4 protein-coding genes are annotated in these 3,910 nt (G+C 64.5%); all 4 read right to left on the bottom strand.

The features are described 5' to 3' along the window. Positions 1–543, bottom strand: a 543-nt coding sequence (locus tag AC1DT3_RS13895) for an imelysin family protein (protein ID WP_477465841.1), incomplete at its 3' end; no start/stop codon positions are given. An 8-nt stretch (positions 544–551) separates the two neighbouring features. After that, the gene (locus AC1DT3_RS13890) at positions 552–1,724 is read right to left on the bottom strand and encodes a di-heme oxidoredictase family protein (RefSeq protein WP_477465840.1); all 1,173 of its coding nucleotides are present in this window, start codon (positions 1,722–1,724) and stop codon (positions 552–554) included. Beyond that, on the bottom strand, positions 1,724–3,184 hold the full coding sequence (locus AC1DT3_RS13885; RefSeq protein WP_477465839.1) for a multicopper oxidase family protein: 1,461 nt from the start codon (positions 3,182–3,184) through the stop codon (positions 1,724–1,726). Before AC1DT3_RS13885 ends, AC1DT3_RS13890 begins: the two co-directional genes overlap by 1 nt. Positions 3,185–3,186: 2 nt before the next feature. Beyond that, a partial coding sequence (locus tag AC1DT3_RS13880) for an imelysin family protein (RefSeq protein ID WP_477465838.1) occupies positions 3,187–3,910 on the bottom strand: 724 nt, incomplete at its 5' end.

The raw sequence follows: 3,910 nt of genomic DNA, 5'->3' as shown, positions 1-3,910 counted from the left end.
CGTCGTGGCAAGGCCATGGGCGATGGCGCGACCGACGCCGCAACGCCGCTTTGCCACATCGGAGCCGTCGAAGAACGCCTTTTCGGCATTGGCGTCGAAGAGAAGCCGTTCCAACGCGGTCAGTCCCTGTCCCGCGGCGCTGACCTGAGAAAACCGGTCCGGCGTCAGGTCATCATCGTTCGTCCGTGACAAGAGCGTGGCGAGCGCCCGGTTTGTCGCGTTCTGGCGCTCGGGCCAATGCGCCATGTGCTCGAAGCGGAAATCGACGCTGATCGGCCCATAGAGTACAAACTCGATCCCAGACCATGCATCGGCCGCCTTCCGGTAGGCTTCCTGCAAGGTGGGGAAGGCATCGCGAGCCGGTGCCGCACAGAAACGGTTCCAGGCGTCTTCCTGCGCAGCGGTCTCTCTTGCCAAGACGTCGTAACGCGGGATGACGAATTTCTCGGCGACCGCGACGAGGACGTCCCGATTGCTCTGTGCGCCGGCGGGCGCCGCGCATGCGAAAACAAACAGGAGGGCAGCAATCGGCAAGCGGAACATGCGGATCCTCATAGCGAGTTCAGAAACGTGATCAGCTTCCGACGCTCGCTCGTCGTTAAAGACTCAAATCGTGTCCGAGATCGGGCGGCCTCGCCATCATGCAGGCGGATTGCGTCCACAACCGTGCGGGCGCGGCCGTCATGCAGCAGGCCCGCGCCGTTCGCAAGGGTCCGCGAGATGCCCCAGAGAGGCGCCGTCCGCCACTCGGTTCTCGCGACGCTGGGTTCGGTCGCCCCACCGTCGAGCGCTGGTCCCATGTCGTGCAGAAGGAGATCGGTGTAGGCCCGCACAGCTCCGTCCTTGCCCGGCAATTGGGGTCGATGGCAATCGGCGCATCCGGTCGCCAGGAACAGACGTTCACCGTCGTGGTGCGCGATTGAGGGCGCGGGGGATGCAATCGATGTGAGGTACGCCGTCACGCGCGAAACGATCTCTCCCGAAATCTCGGGATGCTCCGGGTCACCGCCGTGGGGCGCAAGGAGACAGGCTTGTTGCGTGGGCGTGCAATCACCGGCGATCGCCGGACGATCTGGCGTCGAGAGTCCGAGATCCAGGTGAAATGCGTGTTCCACCTGCTCGTTCAACGATGCGATCGTGGCCTTCCAGCCAAAGCGGCCGATACGACGAGCCCCGTTAGCATCGATCACCCAATTCACGCGTCCCTTGACGCCGTGGGCTTTGGGTTCGCTCGCTAGGGCGAGGATCGCCTCGTCCGGCACCGCCTCGATCGCACCGAGCCCGCGAAGGGCAGGGGCTTGGAGCATGCCGTGGCGGGTCTTTTGATCGAGCGGGCCGTAGGCGAGGGCGTCCGCTTCGTAGCGCCCATGTTTGGAGACGATCTGCCCTTCCGGTTTGACGCCGGCGACAGCGGATGTCTGCAATTGCCGCCCATAGACCGGATCGGGATTGCCTTGCGCGTCGCTGAACCGCAACGCGACGTGATCACTTCTGACGACACCCTCGCCGTCCAACGCGATCTTCATCCGATCAAGCCCCGCATGGCACGCGGCGCAGGAGCGCGCATTGAAGAGCGGGCCGAGACCGTCGTTCGACAAAGTGGAGGAGGGCGCCGGCACCCAGGCGCGGCGGAAGAGTGCGCGGCCGATCGCCTCGTCGAGCGCGCCGGCCGCCGAAGGGAGAAACGCCGAAGCGATCAGAACTGCGATGGAAAGGCGCTTCATCACGCCACCCGCAGATAACCCATCATGCCGTATTCGAGATGCTCGAGCAGATGGCAGTGGAACATCCAGTTGCCTTCGCGCGCGACGAAAGCGATCTCGATGCGCTCTTTCGGCTGCAGCAGCACCGTGTCCGCATAATGCTTCGGTCGCTTCAGCCGCGACGCGCTCAACACTTCGAAAGTGTGTCCGTGCAGGTGGATCGGATGATGGTGCGGCGTGGCATTCATCAATTCGAAGATATAGGAGCGCCCGGCCTGGAGCACGCCCAGCGGCGGCGGCATTTCCCGATGCGCGTCGGTCGGCCAGGATGCCTTGTTGATGGCCCAGAACGTCTTGTCGCGCACGCACAAGCCGTCGAGCAGGATCTTCGCGAGCGGGTCATTCGGTTCGAGCTTCGTCGCCATGTCCGCGGCCGATCCGGACGAGGCGGAGAAAGTGAAACTCATGCGCTCGGCTGTCGCAAGATCGGCGCGCGGAAGGCCGGCCGCATACAGTATGGCGGGATCGAACGGCCGCGACTTGCGTGGTACGCCCGTTGCCCGGTAGGTGCCCAGAATCCACGGTTCCGCCGAGTAGTAATCGATGACCTTGAAGGACCGACCGGGTTTCGGCGCGCGCACAAGTATGTCGAGGCGCATGGCGGGGCCCATGCGCCAGGTGTCGAGCGGAAACGGCGCAACGGCGTTGCCGTCGACGGCGATGACGAATGCGCTCGCGCCGTCGACGCCGATTTCGAGCACGCGGCTGCCGTCGAGATTGAGAACACGCAAGCGGATATCCCCGTCGGCTGGGACGCTCGCATTCGCCGAACCCACTCCGTTGACGGAACGGACCGTGCCGAAGGTTCCCGCGCGGCTCGCGCCTTCGGTGGTCTCAAAGGCGAGCCACTTGCCGTCCTCGGACAAGCGCCAATCCTTGTAGGCCAGCACCAAATCGGCGTCGGGCGAACGACGCTCGTCGCCTTCGACGATCAGGACAGCTGCCATGCCGCGGCCGGTCTGACCGGCTTCGTTGCAATGCGGGTGGAGGAAGAATGTGCCGGGGTCAGGCAGGGCCAGTTCGTAGGTGAAGGTCTCGCCCTGGTAGACGGGCTGCTGGGTCAGATAGGGCACGCCGTCCATAGCGTTCGGGACGCGCACGCCGTGCCAGTGAATCGCGGTGTGTTCGGGAAGCGTGTTGTCGAGCCGCGTGCGAAGTGTGTCGCCGACGCGGGCACGCAAAGTCGGCAGAATGCCATCCGTGTAAGACCAGATCGGCGTGAGTGGACCATCGGGTCCGAGCAGTCGCGCCGGGCGCTCGGCAGCGGTCAAATGCCAGTCGAGAACCCGTCCGCCGGATGCCGGCGGGCGGGAGGGGAGCGGTGAGATCGCTGCCGGTCGCGCAAGGAGCCCCGAGGCCCCGGCGGCGGAGGCGAGTGCCGCCGCGCCAAGTCCCTGCAAGGCGGCGCGACGCGTGAGCATGATCAGCTCTTGCCGACAGCGCTCGGGTTGTCGAGGCTGTCCGAGCCTTCCAGCTTGATCTTGAGGCCGAGCTTCTTCACGAGCGCCTCGAGCGCGCGGGCTTGTGCGACGAGCGCATCGACGCCGTCCTGCACGAGCTTGTTACCCTCCTTGTTGCCCTCGGCGATCATCTGATCGTAGGACTCTTTGCCGGAATCGGCGCGATCCTTGATGGCGCGAAGTTTCTCCGTGGCATTCGCCATCGCGGCTTCGACCTTTGCAGCCTCGTCCGGAGCCTTTGCCTTCGCATATTCCGCAAAACTCGCGCCCTGCACCACCTGGCCGTCTGCGCGGGTATATTTCCCCTGGTAGATCGCAACCATGCCGATCTCATCGAAATAGTGCGAGTTATGCGTGTTGTCAGAGAAGCAATCGTGCTCCTCTTCGGGATCGTGCAGGATCAGGCCGAGCTTCATCCGCTCGCCGGCCAATTCGCCGTAGGACAGGCTGCCGAGGCCGGTGAGGATCGTCGCAAGGCCGCTATTGGCGTCCTTTTTCACAACGTCTTGACGCGCCTTGCCCTTGGCCTCCCAGGCTTTCGCCATTTCAGCGAGATCGTCCACCAGCAGCTCGGTCGCAGCCTTGAGATAGTCGCGGCGGCGGTCGCAATTTCCGTTGGTGCAATTGGTCAGCGAGTAGTCGGTCGCCGGGCGCTTTCCGGCGCCGGCGGCGGTGCCGTTGAGATCC

The organism is Microvirga sp. P4_G7, assembly GCF_056401005.1.
The sequence above is the reverse complement of the archived record's forward strand: the minus strand, read 5'-3'. Positions and strand labels throughout refer to the sequence as shown.

Excerpts from the sequence above, each read along its gene's own strand:
- AC1DT3_RS13885 (WP_477465839.1), bottom strand. The coding sequence starts at position 3,184 with ATGCTCACGCGTCGCGCCGCCTTGCAGGGACTTGGCGCGGCGGCACTC.
- AC1DT3_RS13890 (WP_477465840.1), bottom strand. The coding sequence starts at position 1,724 with ATGAAGCGCCTTTCCATCGCAGTTCTGATCGCTTCGGCGTTTCTCCCT.